At 62.1% G+C, this 22,350-nt stretch carries 20 protein-coding genes and 1 pseudogene; 13 read left to right on the top strand and 8 right to left on the bottom strand.

The window, feature by feature from the left end; genetic code table 11:
* Nucleotides 1-10 precede the first annotated feature (10 nt).
* From atpG to C4J86_RS26650, 7 genes are all read left to right on the top strand, one after another.
* Entirely contained in the window at nt 11-871 is an 861-nt protein-coding gene (gene atpG / locus C4J86_RS26685; protein ID WP_034139931.1) for a F0F1 ATP synthase subunit gamma, read from the top strand.
* A 27-nt stretch (nt 872-898) separates the two neighbouring features.
* Nucleotides 899-2,275: a F0F1 ATP synthase subunit beta gene (atpD, locus tag C4J86_RS26680; protein WP_017135118.1), complete on the top strand. Its 1,377-nt coding sequence runs from the start codon at nt 899-901 to the stop codon at nt 2,273-2,275.
* A 44-nt stretch (nt 2,276-2,319) separates the two neighbouring features.
* Entirely contained in the window at nt 2,320-2,736 is a 417-nt protein-coding gene (locus tag C4J86_RS26675; protein WP_015886644.1) for a F0F1 ATP synthase subunit epsilon, read from the top strand.
* Between the two features lie 123 nt (nt 2,737-2,859).
* Nucleotides 2,860-4,227 (top strand): bifunctional UDP-N-acetylglucosamine diphosphorylase/glucosamine-1-phosphate N-acetyltransferase GlmU, encoded by a 1,368-nt coding sequence (glmU, locus tag C4J86_RS26665; protein ID WP_124372355.1) that lies wholly within the window; start codon nt 2,860-2,862, stop codon nt 4,225-4,227.
* Nucleotides 4,228-4,454: 227 nt separating this feature from the next.
* Nucleotides 4,455-5,222, top strand: a complete 768-nt coding sequence (locus C4J86_RS26660) for a DeoR/GlpR family DNA-binding transcription regulator (RefSeq protein ID WP_124368911.1) — start codon at nt 4,455-4,457, stop codon at nt 5,220-5,222.
* A 10-nt stretch (nt 5,223-5,232) separates the two neighbouring features.
* The gene (gene glmS / locus C4J86_RS26655) at nt 5,233-7,065 is read left to right on the top strand and encodes a glutamine--fructose-6-phosphate transaminase (isomerizing) (protein WP_124372354.1); all 1,833 of its coding nucleotides are present in this window, start codon (nt 5,233-5,235) and stop codon (nt 7,063-7,065) included.
* An 80-nt stretch (nt 7,066-7,145) separates the two neighbouring features.
* Entirely contained in the window at nt 7,146-7,505 is a 360-nt protein-coding gene (locus tag C4J86_RS26650; protein ID WP_124372353.1) for a hypothetical protein, read from the top strand.
* Nucleotides 7,506-7,610: 105 nt separating this feature from the next.
* Here the strand turns inward: C4J86_RS26650 and C4J86_RS26645 are convergent, their stop codons facing one another.
* Nucleotides 7,611-9,047, bottom strand: a complete 1,437-nt coding sequence (locus C4J86_RS26645; RefSeq protein ID WP_124372352.1) for an amidase — start codon at nt 9,045-9,047, stop codon at nt 7,611-7,613.
* Between the two features lie 101 nt (nt 9,048-9,148).
* Between C4J86_RS26645 and C4J86_RS26640 the strand changes: the two genes are divergently transcribed.
* Nucleotides 9,149-9,721 carry a TetR/AcrR family transcriptional regulator gene (locus tag C4J86_RS26640; protein WP_124372351.1) on the top strand — a complete coding sequence of 191 codons (573 nt, stop codon included), beginning with the start codon at nt 9,149-9,151 and terminating at the stop codon, nt 9,719-9,721.
* Here C4J86_RS26640 and C4J86_RS27200 read toward each other — a convergent pair.
* From C4J86_RS27200 to C4J86_RS26605, 7 genes and pseudogenes are all read right to left on the bottom strand, one after another.
* Nucleotides 9,720-9,836 (bottom strand): annotated as a pseudogene (locus C4J86_RS27200) (alpha/beta hydrolase); the annotation flags it as partial. The gene C4J86_RS26640 and the pseudogene C4J86_RS27200 sit on opposite strands and share 2 nt — an antisense overlap.
* A gap of 271 nt (nt 9,837-10,107) precedes the next feature.
* Nucleotides 10,108-11,040, bottom strand: coding sequence for a phosphatidate cytidylyltransferase (locus C4J86_RS26630; RefSeq protein WP_124368904.1), 933 nt, complete (start codon nt 11,038-11,040; stop codon nt 10,108-10,110).
* Between the two features lies 1 nt (nt 11,041).
* Nucleotides 11,042-11,662, bottom strand: coding sequence for a 1-acyl-sn-glycerol-3-phosphate acyltransferase (locus tag C4J86_RS26625; RefSeq protein WP_124365064.1), 621 nt, complete (start codon nt 11,660-11,662; stop codon nt 11,042-11,044).
* 9 nt (nt 11,663-11,671) lie between these two features.
* Nucleotides 11,672-12,115 carry a hypothetical protein gene (locus C4J86_RS26620; RefSeq protein ID WP_124372350.1) on the bottom strand — a complete coding sequence of 148 codons (444 nt, stop codon included), beginning with the start codon at nt 12,113-12,115 and terminating at the stop codon, nt 11,672-11,674.
* Entirely contained in the window at nt 12,105-13,403 is a 1,299-nt protein-coding gene (locus C4J86_RS26615) for a phosphatase PAP2/dual specificity phosphatase family protein (RefSeq protein ID WP_124372349.1), read from the bottom strand. The genes C4J86_RS26620 and C4J86_RS26615 overlap by 11 nt, the downstream gene beginning before the upstream one ends.
* Nucleotides 13,404-13,405: 2 nt before the next feature.
* Nucleotides 13,406-15,154, bottom strand: coding sequence for a bifunctional alpha/beta hydrolase/class I SAM-dependent methyltransferase (locus C4J86_RS26610; RefSeq protein WP_124372348.1), 1,749 nt, complete (start codon nt 15,152-15,154; stop codon nt 13,406-13,408).
* Between the two features lie 11 nt (nt 15,155-15,165).
* Nucleotides 15,166-15,789: a CDP-alcohol phosphatidyltransferase family protein gene (locus tag C4J86_RS26605; RefSeq protein ID WP_124365060.1), complete on the bottom strand. Its 624-nt coding sequence runs from the start codon at nt 15,787-15,789 to the stop codon at nt 15,166-15,168.
* Nucleotides 15,790-16,100: 311 nt separating this feature from the next.
* On the opposite strand from C4J86_RS26605, the gene hflK (C4J86_RS26600) reads away from it, so the two are divergent.
* From hflK (C4J86_RS26600) to C4J86_RS26580, 5 genes are all read left to right on the top strand, one after another.
* Nucleotides 16,101-18,005: a protease modulator HflK gene (gene hflK / locus C4J86_RS26600; RefSeq protein WP_124372347.1), complete on the top strand. Its 1,905-nt coding sequence runs from the start codon at nt 16,101-16,103 to the stop codon at nt 18,003-18,005.
* A gap of 9 nt (nt 18,006-18,014) precedes the next feature.
* Nucleotides 18,015-19,007, top strand: coding sequence for a protease modulator HflC (gene hflC / locus C4J86_RS26595; RefSeq protein WP_164487808.1), 993 nt, complete (start codon nt 18,015-18,017; stop codon nt 19,005-19,007).
* The gene (hflK, locus tag C4J86_RS26590; RefSeq protein ID WP_124372345.1) at nt 19,004-20,038 is read left to right on the top strand and encodes a protease modulator HflK; all 1,035 of its coding nucleotides are present in this window, start codon (nt 19,004-19,006) and stop codon (nt 20,036-20,038) included. Before hflC ends, hflK (C4J86_RS26590) begins: the two co-directional genes overlap by 4 nt.
* The gene (locus C4J86_RS26585) at nt 20,035-21,921 is read left to right on the top strand and encodes a cation-translocating P-type ATPase (protein ID WP_124372344.1); all 1,887 of its coding nucleotides are present in this window, start codon (nt 20,035-20,037) and stop codon (nt 21,919-21,921) included. The genes hflK (C4J86_RS26590) and C4J86_RS26585 overlap by 4 nt, the downstream gene beginning before the upstream one ends.
* A gap of 116 nt (nt 21,922-22,037) precedes the next feature.
* The gene (locus tag C4J86_RS26580; RefSeq protein WP_124368894.1) at nt 22,038-22,289 is read left to right on the top strand and encodes a hypothetical protein; all 252 of its coding nucleotides are present in this window, start codon (nt 22,038-22,040) and stop codon (nt 22,287-22,289) included.
* Nucleotides 22,290-22,350: the final 61 nt, after the last annotated feature.

The raw sequence follows: 22,350 nt of genomic DNA, 5'->3' as shown, positions 1-22,350 counted from the left end.
TAGGTGTTACATGGCAGGCGCAAAAGAGATTCGCAGTAAGATTGCGAGCATCAAAAGCACGCAAAAGATTACCAGCGCCATGGAAAAAGTGGCGGTCAGCAAAATGCGCAAGGCACAAATGCGCATGGCAGCCAGCCGTCCTTATGCGGAACGTATCCGCCAGGTAATTGGGCATCTGGCCAACGCCAACCCGGAATACCGCCACCCGTTCATGATCGAGCGCGAAGTCAAGCGCGTCGGTTATGTGGTAGTGAGCAGTGACCGTGGTCTGTGCGGTGGCCTGAATACCAACCTGTTCAAGGCCCTGGTCAAGGACATGGCGGTAAACCGCGAAAAAGGCGTCGAGATCGATCTGTGTGTTGTTGGTAGCAAGGGTGCGGCCTTTTTCCGCAACTTCGGCGGTAACGTCGTTGCAGCTATCAGCCACCTGGGTGAAGAGCCGTCGATCAATGACTTGATCGGCAGTGTGAAGGTGATGCTGGATGCGTACCTGGAAGGCCGGATTGACCGCCTGTCCGTGGTATCCAACAAGTTCATCAACACCATGACCCAGCAGCCAACCGTGGAGCAATTGATTCCACTGGTGGCGACTCCGGATCAGGAACTCAAGCACCACTGGGACTACCTCTACGAACCAGACGCCAAAGAGCTGCTTGACGGCTTGATGGTGCGCTACGTGGAGTCGCAGGTGTACCAGGCGGTGGTCGAGAACAACGCAGCTGAACAAGCGGCGCGGATGATCGCGATGAAAAACGCTACCGATAACGCCGGTGATCTGATCAGCGATTTGCAGCTGATCTACAACAAGGCGCGTCAGGCTGCGATCACCCAAGAGATCTCGGAAATCGTCGGCGGCGCTGCCGCGGTTTAACGGTTCAAATATTCAGAGGATCCAGCTATGAGTAGCGGACGTATCGTTCAAATCATCGGCGCCGTTATCGACGTGGAATTCCCACGCGACAGCGTACCGAGCATCTACAACGCGCTGAAAGTACAAGGCGCGGAAACTACTCTGGAAGTTCAGCAGCAGCTGGGCGACGGCGTAGTTCGTACCATTGCGATGGGTTCCACCGAAGGCTTGAAGCGCGGTCTGGACGTTGTCGACACTGGCGCAGCCATCTCCGTACCGGTCGGTAAAGCGACCCTGGGCCGGATCATGGACGTACTGGGCAACCCGATCGACGAAGCTGGCCCGATCGACACCGAAGAGCGCTGGGGCATTCACCGTCCAGCACCTTCGTTCGCCGAGCAAGCGGGCGGCAACGACCTGCTGGAAACCGGCATCAAGGTTATCGACCTGGTTTGCCCGTTCGCCAAGGGCGGTAAAGTCGGTCTGTTCGGTGGTGCCGGTGTAGGCAAGACCGTAAACATGATGGAACTGATCCGTAACATCGCCATCGAGCACAGCGGTTACTCCGTGTTCGCCGGTGTGGGTGAGCGTACCCGTGAGGGCAACGACTTCTACCACGAGATGAAGGACTCCAACGTTCTGGACAAAGTGGCACTGGTTTACGGTCAGATGAACGAGCCGCCGGGCAACCGTCTGCGCGTAGCCCTGACCGGCCTGACCATGGCCGAGAAGTTCCGTGACGAAGGTAACGACGTTCTATTGTTCGTCGACAACATCTATCGTTACACCCTGGCCGGTACTGAAGTATCCGCACTGCTCGGCCGTATGCCGTCGGCAGTAGGTTACCAGCCGACCCTGGCTGAAGAGATGGGCGTTCTGCAAGAACGTATCACTTCGACCAAGGAAGGTTCGATCACCTCGATCCAAGCGGTATACGTACCTGCGGATGACTTGACCGACCCGTCGCCAGCCACCACCTTCGCCCACTTGGACGCCACCGTCGTTCTGTCCCGTGACATCGCTTCCCTGGGTATCTACCCAGCGGTCGATCCACTCGACTCGACTTCGCGCCAGCTGGACCCGAACGTGATCGGCCAGGAGCACTACGACACCGCTCGCGGCGTTCAGTACGTGCTGCAGCGCTACAAAGAACTGAAGGACATCATTGCGATCCTGGGTATGGACGAGCTGTCGGAAGCCGACAAGCAGTTGGTAAACCGTGCTCGTAAGATCCAGCGTTTCTTGTCGCAGCCGTTCTTCGTGGCTGAAGTCTTCACCGGTGCCTCGGGTAAATACGTTTCCCTGAAAGACACCATTGCTGGCTTCAAAGGCATCCTCAACGGTGACTACGACCACCTGCCAGAACAAGCGTTCTACATGGTCGGCGGCATCGAAGAAGCGATCGAGAAAGCCAAGAAACTGTAATCCTGGCGCCCGGAAACGGGCGCTCATCAGGTTGAGGCAATCAGATGGCTATGACAGTCCATTGCGATATCGTCAGCGCGGAAGGGGAAATCTTCTCCGGTCTGGTAGAAATGGTGATTGCACACGGCGACCTGGGTGACCTGGGTATTGCCATGGGCCACGCGCCGTTGATCACCAGCTTGAAGCCAGGTCCGATCACTCTGACCAAGCAAGGCGGGGAAAAGGAGGTGTTCTACATCTCCGGCGGTTTCCTCGAGGTTCAGCCGAACATGGTCAAGGTACTTGCCGATACCGTGCAACGTGCTGGCGACTTGGATGAAGCCTCTGCTCAGGAAGCCGTAAAGGCTGCCGAGAAGGCGCTGAACGAAAAAGGCGCAGACTTCGACTACAGCGCAGCTGCAGTCCGTCTGGCCGAGGCCGCAGCCCAGCTGCGGACGCTCCAGCAGATCCGCAAGAAGTAAGCGGCGTTGCCGTTACGCTTCACGCGTGATTGATTAAAAAGGGTAGCCTCGGCTACCCTTTTTCTTTTTTTGCAAAACACTTCTTTGGTCTGAAGCCGGACCGCCCAGGATTGGTAGCCATTCATGTCTCTTGAAATCGTAATTCTCGCCGCTGGCCAGGGCACCCGCATGCGCTCGGCCCTGCCCAAGGTGCTGCACCCGGTCGCAGGCAATTCCATGCTTGGCCATGTTATCCACAGTGCCCGGCAGTTGGACCCGCAGCGCATTCATGTAGTCATCGGGCACGGTGCAGATGTTGTACGTGAGCGTCTGGCCGCAGACGACTTGAATTTCGTCTTGCAGGACAAGCAACTGGGCACCGGCCATGCCACCGCGCAAGCGGTGCCGTTCATTACCGCTGACACCGTGCTGATCCTGTACGGTGATGTGCCGCTGATCGAAGTGGAAACCCTGCAACGCCTGCTCAAGCATGTGGTGCCTGGCCAGATGGGCCTGCTCACCGTCGAGCTGGACGACCCCACCGGCTACGGGCGCATCGTGCGTGACGCCGAGGGCAAGGTCGCGGCTATCGTCGAGCACAAGGACGCCAGTGAAGCCCAGCGCGCCATCACCGAAGGCAACACTGGGATTCTCGCGGTGCCGGCCAATCGCCTCGCCGACTGGATGAGCCGCTTGTCCAACAACAACGCCCAAGGCGAGTACTACCTCACCGACGTCATCGAGATGGCAGTCAGTGACGGCCTGGTGGTCGCCACCGAACAGCCCCACGACCCGATGGAAGTGCAGGGCGCCAACGACCGTAAGCAACTGGCCGAGTTGGAGCGCCACTATCAGCTGCGTGAAGGGCGCCGCCTGATGGCCCAGGGCGTAACCCTGCGTGACCCGGCGCGTTTCGACGTTCGCGGTGAAGTGACGGTCGGCCGCGACGTGCTGATCGACATCAACGTGATCCTCGAGGGCCGTGTGATCATCGAAGACGGCGTGGTGATCGGCCCGAACTGCGTGATCAAGGACAGCACGCTGCGCAAAGGTGTCGTGGTCAAGGCCAACAGTCATATCGACGGCGCGGTAATGGGCGAGGGCAGCGATGCCGGTCCGTTTGCGCGTTTGCGTCCTGGCAGCGTGCTGGAAGCCAAGGCCCATGTGGGTAACTTTGTCGAACTGAAAAATGCTCACCTTGGCGAAGGCGCCAAGGTTGGGCATCTCACCTACCTGGGCGATGCGGTGATCGGTGCGCGCACCAACGTTGGCGCTGGCACGATCACCTGTAACTACGACGGCGCCAATAAGCACCAGACCACCATTGGCGAGGACGTGTTCATCGGCTCCAACAACTCGCTGGTTGCACCCGTCACTATCGATGATGGTTCCAACACCGCTGCGGGCTCAACCATCAACCAGGATGTGGATAAGTCCCAACTGGCAGTCGCCCGCGCCCGCCAGCGCAACATCGACGGCTGGAAGCGCCCGGTCAAAATCAATAAGACCTGAGTTATCCACAGCTCCAGCAGCAATGATATCCAAATGTGGGAGGGGGCTTGCCCCCGATAGCGGACTTTCAGTCGATGATTTTTCAGGCTGAACCACCGCCATCGGGAGCAAGCCCCCTCCCACATTTGCCCGTGTCGTCTGAAGAATCTGTTCCAAACGCTTGACGATGAGTTCCGAATAGGTTTTGATTGCCTTCGTTATCTTTCGAACCGAAACTTACCATCGCCATGTCGAAACGAAATACCCCCCAACGTCGCCACAATATCCTGACCTTGCTCAATGAACAGGGCGAAGTCAGCGTGGACGAACTGGCCAAGCGTTTCGAAACTTCGGAGGTGACCATCCGCAAGGACCTGGCCGCCCTCGAAAGCAATGGCCTGCTCCTGCGCCGCTACGGTGGCGCGATTACCATGCCTCAGGAATTGGTGGGCGACGCGGCTCAACCGGTCTCGGCCTACAAGCGCGCCATCGCCCGTGCGGCCGTGGCGCGGTTGCGTGAGCACGCGCGCATCATCATCGACAGCGGCAGCACCACCGCCGCGATGATCCCTGAACTGGGCCATCAACCCGGCCTGGTGGTCATGACCAATTCCCTGAACGTGGCCCGCGCCTTGAGCGAGCTGGAGCATGAACCGGTGCTGCTGATGACCGGCGGCACCTGGGACCCGCATTCGGATTCGTTCCAGGGCCAGGTCGCCGAGCAGGTGCTGCGCTCCTACGATTTCGATCAACTGTTCATCGGCGCCGACGGCATCGATCTGCAGCGCGGTACCACCACGTTCAACGAGTTATTGGGCCTGAGCCGCGTCATGGCTGAGGTCGCTCGCGAAGTGGTGGTGATGGTCGAATCCGACAAGATAGGCCGCAAGATTCCCAACCTGGAACTGCCCTGGAGCAGCGTCCATACCCTTATCACCGATGATCGCCTGCCGCTTGAGGCCCGCGACCAGATCCAAGCCCGCGGCATTACGCTGATATGCGCGGCAGTCATCTAGGAGAAATACCATGTGTGGAATTGTTGGCGCAGTCGCCGAACGTAACGTAACTGCCATCCTGCTCGAAGGCCTCAAGCGCCTGGAATACCGCGGCTATGACAGCGCCGGTGTGGCCGTCTTCACCAACGCCGGCAAGCTCGAACGTATGCGCCGTCCGGGCAAAGTCAGCGAGTTGGACCAGGCCCTGGCCGGCGAGCCGCTGGTTGGGCGCCTGGGTATCGCCCACACCCGTTGGGCCACCCACGGTGCGCCGTGCGAGCGTAACGCTCACCCACACTTCTCGGGTGACCTGGCGGTGGTGCACAACGGCATCATCGAAAACCACGAAGCACTGCGCGACCAACTCAAGGGCCTGGGCTATGTGTTCACTTCGGACACCGACACCGAAGTCATCGCCCACCTGCTCAACCACAAGCTCAAGGACCACAGCGACCTGACCACCGCCCTCAAGGCCACGGTCAAGGAACTGCACGGCGCCTACGGCCTGGCCGTGATCAGCGCCAGCCAGCCTGACCGCCTGGTTGCCGCACGCAGCGGCAGCCCATTGGTGATCGGCCTGGGCCTGGGGGAAAACTTCCTGGCCTCCGACCAACTCGCCTTGCGCCAGGTCACCGACCGCTTCATGTACCTGGAAGAAGGCGACATCGCCGATATCCGCCGTGAAAGCGTGCAGATCTGGGACGTGAACGGTCAGTCCGTCGAGCGCGAAGCCGTGCAATACCGCGACGGTGCCGAAGCCGCCGACAAGGGCGAGTTCCGCCACTTCATGCTCAAGGAAATCCACGAGCAGCCGTCTGTGGTGCAGCGCACCCTGGAAGGTCGCCTGAGCCAGAACCAAGTATTGGTCAACGCCTTCGGCCCACAAGCCGCCGAGCTGTTCGCCAAAGTGCGCAACGTGCAGATCGTCGCCTGCGGCACCAGCTACCACGCCGGCATGGTTGCGCGTTACTGGCTGGAAGAACTGGCCGGCATCCCGTGCCAGGTCGAAGTCGCCAGCGAATTCCGCTACCGCAAGGTGGTGGTGCAGCCAGACACCCTGTTCGTGACCATCTCCCAGTCCGGCGAAACCGCCGACACCCTGGCCGCCCTGCGCAATGCCAAAGAGCTTGGCTTCCTCGCCAGCCTGGCAATCTGCAACGTCAGCATCAGTTCCCTGGTGCGTGAATCCGATCTGACCCTGCTGACCCAGGCCGGTCGCGAAATCGGCGTAGCGTCGACCAAAGCCTTCACCACCCAGCTGGTCGGCCTGTTGCTGCTGACCTTGTCCCTCGGCCAAGTGCGCGGCACCCTGGCCGAAGGCATTGAAGCCACCCTGGTGGAAGAACTGCGCCGCCTGCCGACCCGCCTGGGTGAAGCCCTGGCCATGGACAGCACCGTGGAAAAGGTCGCCGAGCTGTTTGCCGACAAAAACCACACCCTGTTCCTCGGCCGTGGCGCGCAGTACCCAGTGGCGATGGAAGGTTCGCTCAAGCTCAAGGAAATCTCGTACATCCACGCCGAAGCCTATCCAGCCGGCGAGCTGAAACACGGCCCGTTGGCCTTGGTGGATGACGATATGCCGGTGGTCACCGTGGCGCCGAACAATGAGCTGCTGGAAAAGCTCAAGTCCAATCTGCAGGAAGTGCGCGCCCGTGGCGGCCAACTGATCGTGTTTGCCGACGAAAAGGCCGGGATGACCAACGGTGAAGGCACTCACGTCATCAACATGCCGCACATTCACGACACCCTGTCGCCGATCCTCTACACCATCCCGCTGCAGTTGCTGTCGTACTACGTTGCCGTGCTTAAAGGCACTGACGTTGATCAGCCGCGCAACCTGGCGAAGTCGGTGACGGTGGAGTAAACCTGACTGGCGTACCGAAAGGGGCTGTTTCGACAGCCCCTTTTTACGTTCTGGATTCGCTCAATCAAGGAGGCTGACTGATGCAAAATTCCACTGTCTACGCACGTCTGCATAATCGCCGGTTTGTAGTCGCCGACAACGCTCAGGGACTGTCCGGCACCGGCACCGTATTTCATTACCAAGTCGAAGATGACGCGATTTCGAGCACTTACCAGGGGGGCCGGATTCGCCTGGGTACTCAAGTCGGACGGGTGACCGGTCCAGATACCATTGAGCTGCTGTATCAGTGCCTGACCCTGGAAGGGGAACTGCTTGCCGGGTGGTCACGTGGCACGGTAGGCGTGGATCACGCCGGGCACACGACGCTGAGTTTTGTTTGGGGCTGGCTATCGGGTGCGACAGGAGGCGGAGAGTCTAGCTATGTCGAGATCACTGCTTAAAGAGCCCGTAGTTCAGGACAAGGTTGCACCGCATTTACTGTAGGAGCGAGCTTGCTCGCGAAAAACCTGAGAACGCCACCTATACCGCGCCCGTTCAAGCGTCTATCAGAGCTTACCCGCCCACACGCCCGGCCGCCGATCGGCCCACGCAAACTCACGTTCAAGCTGCCCAGCCAACCCCAGCAACACGCCCTCAGCGCCGAACTTGCCCATGAACTGCATGCCAATAGGCAAACCGGTTTTAGGGTCTTGTGACAGCGGAACCGACATGGCCGGCGCGCCGGTGACATTCGCCAGCGCGGTGAACGGTGACTGGTTGAACACATGGTTCATCCAGCCTCGTCCGTCCAGGTGCGCTTGCTGTGCATTGTATTGGCCGATCATCGGTGCCAAGCCTGGCAAGGTGGGTGACAGCAGCAGATCGTAATCCTCGAAAAAACCGCCGAGCGTTCGGGCGACAATATTGCGTTCGTGCAACGCACCCAACAGTTCGGTGGCACTTAGCGTCTTGCCGTATCGGTACAGCGCCAAGGTAGCGGGCTCAAGGTGTTCAGCATTGATACTACGTCCGGTTGCGGCTGCAATGGCGTCGATCCAGGCGGCGGTATTGGACGACCAGAAGCGCCCATTCAGCTCGACAAAGGCCTCCCAGCTCACGCCAATATCCGGCTCGACGTCCTCAACCTGGTGCCCAAGCGCCTCAAGATGGCGCATCGTCTGCTCCAATGCAGTTTTCACCGCTGGGTGCAGCGCTTGGCCATTGAGCGGGCGGGTGTGCACACCGATACGCAATGAGTGGGGCTCACGCCGGGATTGTTCCAGAAAGCTGGTCAGCGGCGACGGAATGTGGAACGGGTCACCGACTGCGCTGCCATGCACAGCGTCCAGCAAGGCCGCACTGTCACGCACCGAGCGCGTCAGCACGCCGTGTACCGCAAGGCCGCTCCAGACTTCATCCACATCCGGCCCCATGGGCACTCGCCCGCGGCTGGGTTTCAAGCCGAACAGGCCACACAGCGACGCGGGTACCCGGATGGAGCCGCCGCCATCGGTTGCGTGAGCGATGGGTACCATGCCGGCCGCGACGGCGGCTGCCGCACCGCCACTTGAGCCCCCGGCGCTTCGTGTCACATCCCAGGGATTACGGGTGGGCCCATGAAGTCGGCTTTCGGTGGTGGTGCTTGCGGCGAACTCCGGTGTGGTGGTCCTGCCAAGCGGCAGAAGTCCGGCGAAACGCAAACGACTCATGAGCTGTGAATCGCCTTCGGCCGTGCAGCCGAGTGCCAACGCACTGCCCAGTTCGTTGCGACGCCCCTTGGCGGTAATGCCCAGGTCCTTGATCAGCACGGGCACGCCTGAAAACACTCCCGCGTGGGGGGCTGGCTCATCGTTCCAGGTTTCAACCAGTGCATTAATTTGCGGATTGAAGGCCTCGATGGCTTGGAAGGCCGCCGCACGCACCTCGCTTGGGCTGACCTGTTTGGCCTGGATCAGTTGACTCAGACCCGTAGCATCGTGAACAGCGTAGTCGGACAGGTGCATGGCAGTCTCCCATTGAGTATGATCGATACTGGATGGTATCTGACGATACCTACCAGTATCATGCGATACTTGCCGGTATCGCTGTCAAGCGGAGTTTATTCATGCGCCCACAACGGACACCCCAACTGCCGCCCAGGGAACGCATCATCGATGCTGCCAAGGTGCTGTTCCGGGAGCAGGGCATCACACGCGTCAGCATGGACGCCATCGCCGAGCTGGCTGCCTCGACGAAAATGACCGTCTACCGGCATTTCGAGAACAAGGATGCGCTGGTGCTGGAATGGCTTGAGCAGTTGACCGAAAGCTATGGCGATGTCTTCGACCGACTGGCATCGGAGCACCCGGATTCACCGCGCAAGCAACTGCTGGGCTTTCTTGAGTTCATCGTGACTGACCTGCAATGCTCGGATTATCGGGGCTGCCCGTTCACCAATACCTTGGCCGAGTTGCCAGAGGCTGAGCACCCCGCCCGGTTGCTGATCCAGGCGCACAAGCAACGGCAATTCGCGCGGCTGCTTGCGCTCTGCACCGCCATGGCATTGAGCGAGCCGGAGCAGGTGGCCGAGGAACTGACCTTACTCATGGAAGGTGCCCAGGTGGTGGCGCAAAACAGAGGGATTGAGCGCGTCGGCGAGCGCTTGACCGAGATGGTGAACCGTCGCCTGGGATCGTGACGGAGGCGTTAGGGGAAGGGTGCAACAGCAACAGCGCGGGGCCGGATCCACCGATGCGATAGCTGATGTTCAGGCCATTGACCTGGCGCTGTTGTTTCTGGAAACCAGCAAACATGATTCGACTCCATGAGGGTGCTGGCTGAATCCTGGGATCAACCGAACCCAGCCGTAATAGGCCAAGCGTGGAAGCGCGGTTTATGAACTGTGTTTCAAGTGACCAGGATCCGACTTTGCCTAAACCCGGAAAGCACCACAAAACCAAGGTGGGAGGGGGCTTGCCCTCGATTGCGGTGTATCAGCCAACCTATTCGGTGACTGTCACACCGCCATCGGGGGCAAGCCCCCTCCCACAGTTTGATCTTCATTGGTTTTGAGAAAGGGGTAGGTCAGGTCCACCAGTAACGCACCAGGTGGAAGAAGATCGGCGCCGCAAAGCACACCGAATCCAGCCGATCCAGCATGCCGCCGTGCCCTTCGATCATGTGCCCCCAATCCTTCACGCCGCGATCGCGCTTGATCGCCGACATCACGATCCCGCCGGCAAAGCCCAGCAGGTTGATCAACAGCGCGATCAAAAACGACTGCCAGGGATTGAACGGCGTGGTCCACCACAGCGCGGCACCGATCAGGGAGGACAGCAGGATCCCGCCGACAAAACCTTCCACGGTTTTGGACGGCGAGAGGTTGGGCGCGATCTTGTGTTTGCCGAACAGCTTGCCGCACACGTACTGCAACACGTCCGACAGTTGCACCACGATCACCAGGTAGGCGATCAGCAGCAGGTTACGGCCTTCATAACCCGGGATGTCCAAGGTCAGCAACGCCGGCACGAACGACACGCAGAACACCGCGATCATCAGGCCCCATTGCACCTTGGATGCGCGCTCCAGGAAGTGGGTGCTGTCGCCACCCAGGGAGGCGAGTATCGGCAGCAGCAGGAACACGTAGACCGGGATGAAGATCGAGAACAGTCCGTACCAGTCGGCATAGATCAGCACGTACTGCAGCGGGAGGGCGAGGTAGAACGCCGCGACCAGGGCCGGGTAGTCGCTGCGCCGGGTCGGCGTGAGGGTGAGAAATTCGCGCAAGGCATAGAAGGACACCGCATAGAACAGCAGGATCACTGCGCCGGTGCCGAGCCAGAAGGCGACACCGATCACCACCACCATCACCCACCAGGCGTTGATGCGGGCATTGAGGTTGTCGATCACCGCATTGGGGGTGCCACGGGTGCGCAGCTTCAGGATCAGGCCGATCAGCGAGGCGGTGACCAGAATCGCGCCGATCCCGCCGAATAACATCAAGGTCTGGCTATCCATCTCAGGAATGCTCCGGGGCAAGGGCGAGCAGGGCGTCACGGGTGCGGGCAAGGAACGCGGCTTTGTCTTCGCCTTCTTCCAATTGCAGCGGAGCGCCGAAGCTGGTTGTGCATAACAATGGCAATGGCAAGACACGGCCCTTGGGCATGACGCGGTTAAGGTTGGCTATCCACACCGGAATTAGCTCAGCCTGTGGGTAACTGTTTGCCAAGTGGTAGAGACCGCTCTTGAACGGCAGCAAGCCGTCCTCCAGATTGCGCGTGCCTTCAGGAAAGATGATCAGCGAGTCGCCGCCTTCCAACGCAGCGAGCATTGGCTGCAGCGGGTTATCCACAGGCTCTTTGCGCTCGCGATCAATCAGCACGCCGTTGAACACGCGGTTGATGATGTAGCGGCGCAGCGCGCTTTTATTCCAGTAATCGCTGCCGGCCACAGGGCGGGTGAATTTGCGCAGGTTCTGCGGCAGCGACGCCCACACCAACACGAAGTCGCCGTGGCTGCTGTGATTGGCGAAATAGATGCGTTGCACCGGCACGGGCGCGCAACCCAGCCACAGGCTGCGGGCGCCGGTGACAGTGCGGGCCATGGAAGTAATCAGCGTGGCGACCACGGGTTCGAACATGGGAATTCCTTATTCGGCGAAAGGTAGCCAAGGGCTGGCAAGCAGCACGCACAGGGTCAGCAGCGCTTGCGCGCCGAGCAACCAGGCCTGTTTGCGCAGCAATTTGAGGGCGCCACGACGGCGTTCGGCCCAAGGCCGGCCGGCGCGTTTGGCCGATTGCAAGCCCAGGGTCTGCAGGGCTTGGTCAAGGTCTGCGGTGCGCTCGACGTCGCGGGCGAGCAGGGCAAACAGATCGGCGTCGAACGCAACGCGCAGGGCCCAGTATTTTTGCGCAAGGCCCAGGATGATCATCCACAAGGCCAGCAGCAGGCAGACCGTTGAAACACTCGCCATCAACAGTTGGGCCACACCGAACAACACGCCGGCCACTGTAAGGCCTGTGGATAACTGATCCAGCGAACGGCCACGGCGCAGCAGGCTGGCGACGACTTGCAGTTCCATATCAGCAGGCATGGGGCAAACCCTCCAAGGCGAGACGATGTGCGGGATGCAGGACCACACGGGCCCGCGCTGTACGAATAATAGCCAGCGCTTGATCCACCGTCGTCGCGCGTCCGCTGTGCAACAGCCAGGCGGCAATGGCCGTGGCGCTGCGCGAGTAGCCCAGGGCGCAGCACACCAGCAACGGGCCGTCCAAGCGCAGGCGTTCGATGGCCTTGGCGGCTTGCAGGCATTCGGCGGAGGTGGGCGCGATCAAGTCCACAACAGGAATGCAGTGATAGCTACGACCCTGTGGATTAATCGGCAATTCGGCGCAGAGATCGACGATGGCCTTGAAAGACTGCTGCTCGCTCGATGTAGGAATTCGCCCCAGCCAGACGTTATCCACAATCAGCTCAGGCTGTGGATGCCGGCGTGTCCACAGCCGCGAATTGATCCAGGCGGCGACCAGATAAGGCGCATACAGCCAACGCGCAGCAGGCGTCAGCTGGCCATTGTTGCGTTTCTGAAAGCCCTCGGCACCCAGCAGCCAGTAATTTGCTGCGACCAGCGCGAGGGACACCGCCGGCCACAGCAACCATAACCCCCAACCGCCCAAAGCCAGCGCGAGCAGCATCAGCGCCAGCGCGCCAAGGGCGTAGCGCGCACCCAGCCAACGGCGTTTAGAGTCGCGCGTAAGTCGGGCATTGAGCAGCGGGCTGGCGTGTTCCAGCGGCCATAACCACACGCACAACCACCCCGCGAGGGCGCCTGTGGGTAAGTCGACAAAGTGATGTTGATAAGTGGTCAGTACGGAAATACCGATCAGCGCAAACCAGCCGTGCACCACCCAGCGCCAAAAACCTTGGGTATGCCGCTGGTACATGACCCACAGGATCACGAGCAGCGCGATATGCAGTGAGGGCGCCTGGTTGAAGGGCTTGTCGAAGCCGGCCAGCACGGCAAACAACCAGCCGAACACGCCATCCAGTTCCGGCCGTTCGAAGGTGAAGCGCAGCGGCCAGATCAGGAAGCAACTGACGGCTATCACCTGGGCCGTCAGCAGGCGCAGGGCATGCTGCTTGAGTTCGTGGCGGGTGCTCGGCAGCAACAGCGAGAACCCGTAGAGCAGGTCGATGGACCAATAGGGCACGATGGTCCAGGCCCAGAACGGCATATGGGTTTCCCAGCCGAACACCAGCGTGCCCACATCGCTGCGCTGGTTGGTGACCCAAGTAGCGAGGCCGTAGGTGCTGAAAAACAGCGGCGCCAACAGCAGCAGCCACAGCAGCGCCGGTTTGAACAAGCCGGGTTCGCGCATGCTCAGATCTTCTGTGCCAGGGACACGGTGAAAATGCCCCACTCATCCACACGCTGGGTGATCTTGCGAAAGCCCGCCGCCTCCACCAGTTGGTCCATTTCCGCCTGACTGCGCCGACGCATCACCCAGGCCTGGCCCTGGCGGTGGCTGGTCAAGGCGCGGGCGATCAGTTCCAGCTGCGGGTGCCACGGTTGGCCGGTGTAGACCAGATAACCGCCGGGCTCAACCGCTTCGGCGAGGCCCGCCAGCGAACCGCCGACCATGGCGTTATCGACAAACAATTCATACAGCCCGGACACCACCGCCAGCGTCGGCTTCGGCTCCAGTGCGGCAAGGTTCGCCCGATCAAATGCATCGGCTTTGATGAACTGGGCGATATCGTCCAGGCCCTTTTCACGGATCAAGGCGCCACCGTCGCGCACGTTGATGTCGCTGTAGTCGCGCAGCAGGATCGATTCCGGCAGCGGCGACACACCCTGCAAAGCTTCCAGAATGTAACGACCGTGGCCAGCAGCGATATCGACGATGCGCACTTCGCGCTCGTCCGCACGCAATCTGGCCATGGCCAGGCGTAGCAGTTCTTCGACGTTCAGCTTGCGCTGGCGAATGCCGCGCCAGCCAATGGAGTTGAGGTAGTTGGTGTCGATCATCCGCCCCAGCGCGCCTTTGCCAGTGGGCGTGTTGCGGTACACGTAATCCAGGGTGCTGCCGGAATCGAAGCCGGTGTCGAAGCCCAGTTTCACCCCCTCCGACAGGTTCTTGCCCAGGCCCATGCTGGCGCGGGTCATGCGCCAGTACAGATCGCGCAGAGAATTGCGCGGCAGTGGTGCGGCGAGGGCTTCGGATTCGGCGCAGGTGGCGCCCAGTTTGTCGGCGTCCAGCAGCGAGGCGCGGTCCAGCGGCTGCGCGAAATTTTGCAGGATAAAGCGCCTGGCGCTGTTGATGGCCAGGGCGCGGTCACGCTCGCCGAGGGTGTCGTGAAAGAAACCGGGGAGGACATGCAGCTCTTTTTTCAGGCTGCCGAGGCGGTCGAAGAACTGCTGCTGGGGTTTACGGTGCACCACGAAGTCGGAGCCGGAGATCAGCAACTGGGTCGGCACCTGGATGGCCTGGGCATCGGCGACTACCCGGTCGGCCGCTTCGTACAAGCCCAGCAGCACATTCACCGAGATGGCCTTGGTGATCAGCGGATCGCTGTCGTAGGACGCCACGCGCTCCGGATCATGGCTGAGGAACTTGGCCTTGACGTAGCTGTTGACGAAAAAGTTGCCGCGAAACCTGCGCATCAGGGCCAGGCCCGGGCGGGCGAAGGGCACGTACAGCTTGACCTTGAAGGCAGGGGAGGCGAGCACCAGGGCGCGGATCTTCGGTGCGTAGTCATGCACCCAGGTGGCCGCGATCACCGCGCCGACGCTTTGGGCGATCACTGCGAAGTTTTCCTCTTCGATGCCGTAGGTGGCGCCGATGTGGTCGCAGAAGGTCTGCACATCGCGGGCGCTGGTGGCGAAGCTGGGGCTGTCACCGCGCTCGCCGGGGGATTGGCCGTGGCCACGGGCGTCCCAGGCGAAGAAGTCAAAATCAGGCAGGCCCAGTTCGTCCACCAGGTGCGCGATACGCCCTGAATGCTCATGACCGCGGTGGAACAACACAATGGCCTTGCGCGGCCCGGCGCCTGCCGTGGCCGGCCAGTGCCGGTAAAACAGCTCGACGCCGTCATGGGTGCTGAAGGTGTGTTGTTGCTGTTCGCGCATCGCAAGCATCCTTATGCAATCGGTGAGGTGTCTGAGTGTTCCTTGAGGCCCTGACGCACCCGGTTGACCAGGGTGTAGGCCAGCAGCGCGGCGACCAGCCACATCACCGTGTCGACCCAGCCGGCGCCGAACCAGCCCAACGCCACGCCAGTGGCCAGCACCCCGAGCACGAATGCCCGGTCACTTTTGCCCATCGGCCCGTCATAGCGGCGCGATGCGCCCACCATCGGCCCCAGCACACCGGCGTATTCGCTGAACACCGCGAGCAGCGTCACCAACAGCACGGGCGCCAGGCTCACGTCGGGGATCAGCGCAAACGGCAGGATCAGCGCGCTGTCGGCGATCACATCGCACAGTTCGTTGAGGTAGGCACCCAGGCGCGATTGCTGGCCGAACTCGCGCGCGAGCATGCCGTCGACGGCATTCAGGGCCATGCGCACAATCATCCACAGCGGGATCAGCGCGAACAGCCACAAGTGCTGGGCGAAGCTGGCAATCAGCAGGCCCACCAACACGGAAATCACGCCGGCCAGCACGGTGATCTGGTTGGCGGTGGTGCCGTTGTCATAAAGGCGCTGCACGAGGGGCCGCAACAGGTTTTGGAACCGCGGTTTGAGCTGATAGATGGAGATCATGAAGGAGGGCGCTTCCCTGTCCGTGGAGCCGCGAAAAAACTGTTCTGGAGTGTGCCGATTAATTTTGGCGCGCACCAGTGATGCCGCGTGTTTATGGGGGTTTAGTCACGATCTTTGGAACAACAAAGATCAAATGTGGGAGGGGGCTTGCTCCCGATGGCTTCGGGTCAGTTGATACAGGTACTGACTGACCCACCGTTCTCGGGAGCAAGCCCCCTCCCACAGGGATCGGCGCTGTAGCCAAAAGCGAACAAAAATTTCACGCTCCGTGTTATATCGTAACGAATTATGTACAAGCGGGCGTTGAGTGGATGCAAGTGGATCTAGAAGCTGACGGTGCTTCGGTTGAGGGCCTGCCGCGTTTTCAGCAGGGGCTGTTCCATGCCCGTCGATTGAGACAAGCCGGCATCAGCCTGACGGCCTTGGCCGTCACCGGTTGGGTGCTGGCGTTATTTGTGGCGCTGTTTGCACCTGAATCGATCTGGCCGGTGGCCTTGGTCAACTGCTCGTCGGCCTTGTTCGTGCTGGTCGCCGGGTTGCAGTCGGCCTGGTGGGTAGCCGATTGGCGTGCCCAGGCATTGGAAGAACCTGCAGTTGAAGCGGCGGTGGCCGATACGGGCCGCTACGGTCGTCTGGTGGAGCGCATTGGCAAGCAGATCGGCGCGCCGGTGTTGTGGCTGTGCGGTTGGTCGTTGCTGGCGCTGGTCAGCGTCATCGAATTCTGGAACCTGGCGCTGCCTGCTGCAGCCGTCGGTCAATCCGCCAGCATCGGCGCGGCGCTGGGCTTGGCGCTGGCGTTCGGTTTGCTGGTGTTCGAGCGGCGCATGGCCCAGGAAACCGCCGCGCAATGGCCGGAAGCCGCGCAACTGGCGCAATTGAGCCGGGTGGCGATTACCTGCCTGGTGATCAGTGCGCTGTGCCTGTTGTTTGCCGGTGCGCAATCGGTGTGGCCGCTGCGGCTGGCGACGCTGATCGGCCTGTTGCCCGCGCTGGTGGCGCTGGAGTTTGTGCTGCGCGGCGTGCTGTCACTGTTCAGCCCACGCCAGCCGCGTCTGGAACCGCGCCTGATGGCGCAGAGTGTGGTCGCCGGCCTGCTGCGCTGGCCGCCGCAGCCGCTGCAAGCTTTGCAGCATGAACTGCATAACCGCTTCGGCATCGACCTGCGCCAGATCTGGGCGTTTACCTACATGCGTCGCGCGTTCCTGCCGGTGCTGCTGGTGGTGCTGGCGGTAGGCTGGGCGCTGACCGGCGTGCATGAAGTCCCTCTACAGGGCCGTGGGATTTATGAGCGTTTCGGCAAACCGGTCGAAGTGTTCGGCCCGGGCCTGCACGTCGGGTTGCCCTGGCCTCTGGGCCGCGTGTTGAACGTGGAGAACGGCGTGGTGCACGAGCTGGCGACCAGCGTCAGCGAAAGCGCCGCGCCCGAGTTGGCCGCCGCCGAAGGCCCGGCGCCGCTGATCGCCAATCGCTTGTGGGACGCCAGCCATGTGAATGACAAGTCCCAAGTCATCGCCAGCAGCAGTGGCGACAAACAGAGCTTCCAGATCGTCAACATGGACGTGCGGTTCGTCTACCGCATCGGCCTGACGGACCAGGCCGCGCTGGCTGCCACCTACAACAGCGCCGATGTCCCGACCCTGATCCGCAGCACCGCCAGCCGCATCCTGGTGCACGACTTTGCCTCACGCACCCTCGATGAATTGCTCGGCGAACAACGCACCCGCCTCGCCGACGAGATCGGCCGCAGCGTACAAGCAGACCTGCAAAAGCTCGACAGCGGTGTGGAAATCCTCGCCACGGTCGTCGAAGCGATCCACCCACCGGCCGGCGCCGCCAACGCCTACCACGGCGTGCAAGCCGCGCAGATCGGCGCCCAGGCATTGATCGCCCGCGAGCGTGGCGCGGCCAGCGAGCAGACCAACCAAGCCTTGCTGCAAGCCAGCACCGCCCGCGACCAGGCCCAGGCCACCGCGCGCGAAGTGAATGCCGGTGCCCAGGCGGCCAACCTGCGCTTCGTTGCCGAACAAAAAGCCTACGCCGCAGCGGGCCGGGCTTTCGTGCTGGAACAGTACCTGGGCCAGCTCAGCCAGGGCCTGGCCCACGCCAAACTGCTTATTCTGGATCATCGCCTGGGCGCCGACAGTGCGCCGACGATCGATCTGCGATCTTTTACCTTGCCGGCCGATCCCTCGGTGCCGCGTAAAGCCGTTCAATAAGGAGTCTGTCTGTTGAGCGCTCATTCTCACGATCACGGTCATCACCATCATCACGGCCACCATCACCATCATGGCGATGAACAGGCAGACAGCCCTTTCCCCTGGCGGCGTATGGCCTGGGCGGTAATGCTTGTGCTGTTTGCCATCGCGGCAGCGAGCCTGGTGCAGGTGCGCTCCGGCGAGGCCACGGTGATTACCCGTTTCGGCAACCCGGTGCGGGTGCTGCTGGAACCGGGCCTGGGCTGGCGCTGGCCGGCGCCGTTTGAAGCGGCGATTCCGGTTGACCTGCGCCTGCGCACCACCTCCAGCGGGTTGCAGGATGTGGGCACCCGCGATGGCCTGCGGATCATCGTGCAGGCCTACGTGGCGTGGCAGGTGCAGGGCGATACCGACAATGTGCAGCGCTTCATGCGCGCGGTGCAGAACCAGCCGGATGAAGCGGCGCGGCAGATTCGTACCTTCGTCGGTTCGGCGCTGGAAACCACGGCGGCCAGTTTTGACCTGTCCAGCCTGATCAATACCGACGCCAACCAGGTGCGCATCGCCGATTTCGAAGCCCAACTGCGCCAGCAGATCGATCAGCAATTGCTGGCCACCTATGGCGTACGCGTGGCCCAGGTCGGTATCGAACGGCTGACATTGCCGTCGGTGACCCTCACCGCCACGGTCGACCGCATGCGCGCCGAGCGTGAAACCATCGCCACCGAGCGCACCGCCGTGGGCAAGCGTGAGGCGGCGCAGATCCGCTCGGCGGCCGAACGTGATGCGCGCATCATGCAAGCCGACGCCACGGTGAAAGCCGCCGATATCGAAGCGCAATCGCGGGTCGAAGCGGCGCAGATTTATGGACGCGCCTACGCGGGTAATCCGCAGCTGTACAACCTGCTGCGCTCGTTGGATACCTTGGGCACCGTGGTGACGCCGGGCACCAAAATCATCCTGCGCACCGATGCCGCGCCGTTCCGCGCGCTGGTGGATGGGCCCAAGGATGTGCAGCCATGAGTGAGCGTGACAGCCCGGACAGCCCCTGGATCCAGGCCGGGCGCCTGACGTTCCTGGCGCTGTACGCGGTCACCGTGTTGGCGGCGCTGGCCTGGGCGTTTTCCAATGTGCGCCAGATCGATCCGCAGAACCGCGCCATGGTGCTGCACTTCGGCGCCCTCGACCGCATTCAGAACGCCGGGCTGCTGCTGGCCTGGCCGCAACCGTTCGAACAGGTGGTGCTGTTGCCGGCGGCAGACCGGGTGATCGAGCGTCGGGTGGAGAACCTGTTGCGTTCAGAGGCGGCCGTGCAGGCTGACCGCGTGGCCAGTTTCGCCACACCCCTGAGCGATACGCTGGCCGGTTCCGGCTATTTGCTGACCGGCGATGCCGGGATCGTGCAGCTGGATGTGCGGGTGTTCTACAAGGTCACCGAGCCCTACGCCTTTGTGTTGCAGGGCGAGCATGTGCTGCCGGCGTTGGACCGCCTGGTGACCCGCAGCGCAGTGGCCCTGACGGCGGCGCGGGACCTGGACACCATCCTGGTCGCGCGCCCCGAGCTGATCGGCGCCGACAACGGCGCCGCCGAGCGCCGCGAAAAACTGCGCGGTGATCTGGTGCAAGGCATCAATAAGCGCTTGGCGCAGTTGACTGCCAGCGGGTTGGGCCTGGGCATCGAAGTGACACGGGTCGATGTGCAATCGAGCCTGCCGGGCCCGGCGGTGAACGCGTTCAATGCGGTACTCACCGCCAGCCAGCAAGCCGACAAAGCGGTGGCCAACGCGCGTACCGATGCGGAAAAACTCACCCAAACCGCCAACCAGGAGGCTGACCGCCAGGTGCAAGTCGCCCATGCCCAAGCCAGTGAACGCCTGGCCAATGCCCAGGCGCAGACCGCTGCCGTCACCAGCCTGGCGCAAGTCCGAGACCCGGGCCTGTTGCTGCGCCTGTACCGCGAGCGCCTGCCGAAGATTCTGGGCCAGGCCGGCTCCGTCACCACGGTCGATCCTAAAGACGACTCCCGTTTGATCATTCAGGGAGCCGAACAATGAGCGCACCCATGCTGACCTCCGCCGAGCAGCGCAGCGCCGCCCGGCAATTGACCCTGGCCATGCTGGCCCTGGGTTTACTCGTATTGGGCCTGGTATGGCGCTGGCTGGCGGCGGACCAGGGCGGGGTCAGCCAACTGCTGCTCGGTGTGGCCTCGCTGCTGGTGGCCGTGCCGGTGATGCGTTCGGCCTGGTACAGCCTGCGCTATCCCAGCCTGCATGGCATCACTGACCAATTGATCGCGCTGGCGATGATCGGCGCCTGGGCCACTGGCGATCTGCTGACCGCGGCGCTGCTGCCGATCATCATGATTTTCGGGCATGTGCTCGAAGAGCGCAGCGTGATCGGTTCCCAGGAAGCGATCCACGCGCTGGGTAAACTCACGCGCAGCCATGCGCGCCGGGTGCAGGCTGACGGCAGCATTGTCGAAGTGGATAACGGCACGCTGAACACCGGCGATGTGGTCGAAGTGCGCGCCGGCGACCGCGTGCCGGCCGATGGCGTGGTGCTGTCGGGCCAGGCCAGCCTGGACACGGCGCCGATCACCGGTGAATCGGTACCGTTGGAAGCCAGCGTGGGCGTGCAGGTGTTTGGCGGGGCGATCAACCTGGACGGCCTGCTGCGCCTTGAAGTGACGCGCACGGGCAATGAGTCGACCCTGGGCAAGGTGATTGCGTTGATGCAGAACGCTGAACGTTCCAAGCCGCCGATCACCCGGTTGCTGGAGCGTTATGCCGGTAGCTACATGGTGTTGGTGCTGTTGTTGGCGGCGGTCACCTGGTTCGTCACCAACGACGCCCAGGCGATGCTGGCCGTGCTGGTGGCGGCGTGCCCGTGTGCGTTGGTGTTATCGGCGCCGGCTACCGCAATTGCCGGGATCGCGGTCGCTGCACGGCACGGCATTCTGATTCGCAGCTCGGCGTTTCTGGAAGAGCTGGCGGACCTCACTTCACTGGTTATCGACAAGACCGGTACCTTGACCTTCGGCACCTTGCGCCTGCAGTCCATCGAAACCGCGTCTGCCGATCGCCAGGCCTTGCTCAACCTGGCGGCCAGCCTCGGTGCGGCCAGCAGCCATCCGGTCAGCCGTGCATTGGCGGGGTTGGCGACACAGCAACAGCGCGTGGTGCTGACCGATATTCGCGAGCGCCAGGGACTCGGTGTCGTTGCGCACACTGAACAGGGCGAAGCGGCGCTGGGCCGTCCCGAACTGTTCGAGCAGCTGGCTATTGCCACGACCTCGGTGCCCAACCACGACGGCCCGATTGCCGGGCTCGCGCTGAACGGACAGTTCCTGGCCTGGCTGCTGCTGGCCGATAGCGTCAAACCCGAGGCGCGCCAGGCCCTGCAGGAACTGCGCGAGCTGGGCCTGGGTCGCCAGTTGCTGCTCACCGGCGACCGCCAGAGCGTGGCCGACAGCCTGGCCGTGAATGTGGGCATCGCTGAGGTCCAGGCCCAAGCGCTGCCGGAAGACAAACTCAACCGTGTGCTGGGGGAGATCGGCAGCGGTTTCCGGCCGATGGTGGTGGGGGATGGCATCAACGACTCCCTTGCCCTCAAAGCCGGTGTGGTCGGCGTTGCGATGGGCGCGGGCGGTGCCGATATCGCGCTGGCCTCGGCAGACGTGGTGTTGATCGGCAGCGACCTGCGCCGCCTGGGCACCTGCGTGCGCTTGAGCCGCCAGTGCCGGCACACCTTGCAAGTCAATGTGATCATTGGCCTGGGCTGGACGCTGGCCATCGTGGTGTTCGCCGCCTTCGGCTGGCTGGGCGCCGCCGGGGCCATGATCGCAGCGGTGTTGCATAACCTCAGCACCTTGCTGGTACTGGGCAACGCCGGGCGGCTGCTGCGTTTTCAGGAGCCGCTGTTGAAGCTTGACGAATAATTTCAGAAAACTTCGTACCGGGCTGTAACGCTAAAAGGGCGCCTCACTCTAGTGGTGTGTCGAGACTGGGCAATCCGCTCAGACCGGCATCACCACTGACCGATGAGGACTACACAATGAATATCAAACACGCCGTTTCCGGTGCTGCCCTGGCTATCGCTGCGGCCTCCATGTTTGCCGGCGTCGCCACCCAGGTACAGGCCGCCGACGCTCCGGTTCATTGCTACGGTGTCACCTCCTGCAAAGGCATGAACGATTGCAAAACCGCTGAAAACGCCTGCAAAGGCCAGGCGGTGTGCAAAGGCCACGGCTTCAAGGCCATGACCAAGGCCGAGTGCGACAAGGCCGGTGGCAAAGTCGGCGAGTAACCGACACGCGAGTGCAACCGCAGCGGACCTCGCGCCGCTGCGGACACTTTCCAGGAGCGCA

Source organism: Pseudomonas sp. R2-7-07, assembly GCF_003852355.1.
GTDB lineage: Bacteria > Pseudomonadota > Gammaproteobacteria > Pseudomonadales > Pseudomonadaceae > Aquipseudomonas.
This window is presented reverse-complemented; position numbering and strand designations above follow the sequence as displayed.